The organism is Noviherbaspirillum sp., from assembly GCF_035944575.1.
Taxonomy (GTDB): Bacteria; Pseudomonadota; Gammaproteobacteria; order Burkholderiales; family Burkholderiaceae_D; genus Noviherbaspirillum.
Window position 1 is genome coordinate 1 of record NZ_DASZBA010000034.1, and the last position, 2,847, is coordinate 2,847.

A 2,847-nucleotide genomic window follows, 5' to 3' on the forward strand; every position below is an offset into this window, starting at 1 on the left:
GCAATACGCGATGCCTTCCTCCTGGCTCATCTTGTCGAGGCCGGCCTTCAACCATACTTCTTCCGGCGTTTCGACGATGAAGGTGGAGGTATCGCCGTCGTACTGGTAGGCATGGGCCTGGAACCAGCCGTGTTCGGTTTCCTCGAAAGCGAAGGTGAATGCGGAGAACAGTTTCCTTGTGCCCAGCCAGACAAAGCGGCACTTACGGGTATCGATGTCGGGCGCGAAGCTTTCCTGGTAACGGGCGCGGACACGGCTGTTCAAGCCGTCGCTGGCGATCACGAGGTCGGCGTCATACCGGGAGGCAATCTCCTGATCGTCGGTAACGTCGGTCTCGAACACCAGCCGCACGCCGAGATCCTCGCAGCGCTTCTGCAAGATGTTGAGCAGCCGCTTGCGTCCGATTCCGCAAAAACCATGGCCACCGGAGGTGATCGTTCTTCCTTTGAAATGGGTGTCGATGTCGTCCCAATGATTGAATGCCTGCAGAATGGTCCTGGCAGTCGGTTCATCGGCGGCGGCAAGATTGCCCAGCGTCTGGTCGGAAAACACCACGCCCCAGCCGAAAGTGTCGTACGGCCGATTGCGCTCGATGACGCTGATGACGTGCTCCGGGTTCTGCTTCTTCATCAGCAGGGCAAAATAAAGCCCCGCCGGACCGCCGCCGATACATACGATATTCATTTCATCTCCAGCATGCCGGCACTCGCGGAACTTTGTGCAAATTCCGGCGTGCGCAGCAGAAAACGTTGCAGCTTGCCGGTGCCGGTCCGGGGCAGCGACTCCCTGAATTCGATCGCACGGGGATATTTATAGGGTGCGATCGCCCGCTTGACGAAATCCTGAAGCTCCGCCACCAGCGACGTCGATGGCTGGAAGCCGGCATTCAGGACAATATAGGCCTTGACGATCTCGCCGCGGGTTTCGTCGGGGAAGCCTACGACGCCGCATTCCGCGACCGCCGGATGCTTCAGCAGCGCGTCCTCGACCTCCGGTCCGGCAATGTTGTACCCGGCGGAGATGATCATGTCATCAGTGCGCGCGTGGAAGCGGAAATATCCTTCGGCATCCATCTCGTAGGCGTCGCCCGTCACGTTCCAGCCATTGGCAACGTAATTGCGCTGACGATCGTCGGCGAGATAACGGCATCCGGTCGGGCCCTTGACCGCAAGACGGCCGATGACCCCCGGTCCGACAGGCGACCCTTCTTCGTCGAGCACGCAAGCCCGGTAGCCGGGAACCGGCTTGCCGGTCGCGCCGGGCCGGATCTCGTCTCCGCTGGCGGAAATGAAGATATGCAGCATTTCCGTGGAACCGATGCCGTCGATCATGTCGATTCCACTCGCCTGCCGCCATTGTTCCCGGGTCGCAACCGGTAGTGCTTCGCCGGCGGAAACGGTTTTCTTCAGCGAGGACATCCGATAACCGGGCACCAGAGGCGTCATCTTGCGGTAGAAGGTCGGCGCGGTAAAGCAAACGGTGGCGCCGAAATGCTGGATCGCTTCGAGAAGACTGGCGGGAGACAGTTTCTCAAGCAGGACGGTAGACGCACCCACCCTCATCGGAAACAGGAGCAATCCCCCGAGGCCGAAGGTGAAGGCGAGCGGCGGCGTGCCGATGAATATATCGTCTGCGGCGGCACCGAGGGTGTACTTTGGAAAACAGTCGCAGGCCGCCAGAATATCCCGATGAAAATGCATGGTTCCCTTCGGCGTGCCGGTGGTACCCGAGGTAAAGGCGATCAGGCACACGTCCTCGGCCGCCGTATCGACGGTGTCGAAGCCTGCCGGCTTCGCGCGCATCAGTGATTCGAGCGCGTCGGGCCCCTCATGATTGAAATAGACGACCGGACCCCGCAAGGCCGCATCGCCGAGTGCCGCCTCCATCTCCGTGCGCAGGTTTGCGGCACAGAGCGAGGCATTCACCCTTGCCTTGTTTATGATAACGGTGAGTTCTTTCGCCCGAAGCAGCGGCATGGTCGGCACCGCGATACAGCCGGCTTTCCATACTGCCAGGATACATGCAGCCATCATCGGGTTATTGTCGCCGCGCAGCAGAACCCGGTTGCCGGGAACCAACCGCAGATCTTCGCGCAGGACGCGGGCAATGCGGTTGACGCGATCCTGCAGCGCCGCGTACGTCCACGATTTCCGCAATCCATGGATCGCGGGCCGCTCCCCGTGGGTGGCAACCATCTTGTCCAGCAATTCGGCCACGCAGTTCAACCGCTCCCCATAATGTAATTCCGGAAGGTCGAAGATCATTTCCGGCCACTGCTCCCGGGGCGGCAGGTTATCGTGCGCAAAAGTATCCGCATAAGCTGAAGTGACCATATGTTCTCCAATCGATCCGGCGATATGAGACGAAAAGCGGGAATGGGAAGAAAGCGGATAGTGCATCGCGATGAGGCGCAATTTAGTTTAAGCCTAAAGTATTTAAGCTTCAAGCGGTTGATGTGCAGCAAATCCGCGGTGTTTTGGTTCCGGTTCGCCGATGGGAAGCAGAATTTTGCAGAAAGCAAGACTCTGGTCAAACTTGAATGCGTAATACCCAAGAACTAAACCATTACTTCAATTACTAAGTTCACATGGGCCGTTAATCTTTTGCCAAGCATCGAGCGGTCACGGATGCCTGTGCGCCGGATGCAGGTCTACAACAACCCATATTCAACAAATTCCCAGGAGCAAAGCTATGGCAGACGAGAACAAGGAAACCAAACCGATTTCAAACGGAATTCAGCCGGGGCCGGGCGAACATATCTTGGATAGCGCAGTCCAGCCGGCAACGACGCCGGGCAGCACAGGCAGCGGAATCGGATCGGCAACCAGCGCGGCGGGAAGCAGCGGC

The 2,847-nt window shown here is 58.8% G+C and carries 2 protein-coding genes; both read right to left on the bottom strand.

Annotation, left to right across the window (positions count from 1 at the left end; translation table 11 throughout):
- The coding region (locus VGU61_RS02010) for an FAD-dependent monooxygenase (RefSeq protein WP_326857424.1) at window positions 1-684 on the bottom strand (684 nt) is incomplete at its 3' end.
- Complete coding sequence (locus VGU61_RS02015) at window positions 681-2,333, bottom strand: AMP-binding protein (RefSeq protein WP_326857425.1); 1,653 nt, start codon at window positions 2,331-2,333, stop codon at window positions 681-683. The genes VGU61_RS02015 and VGU61_RS02010, both read right to left, overlap by 4 nt.
- Window positions 2,334-2,847: the final 514 nt, after the last annotated feature.

What these genes read in the sequence shown, in the direction of transcription:
- VGU61_RS02015 (WP_326857425.1), bottom strand. Translation starts at nt 2,333, where the DNA reads ATGGTCACTTCAGCTTATGCGGATACTTTTGCGCACGATAACCTGCCG.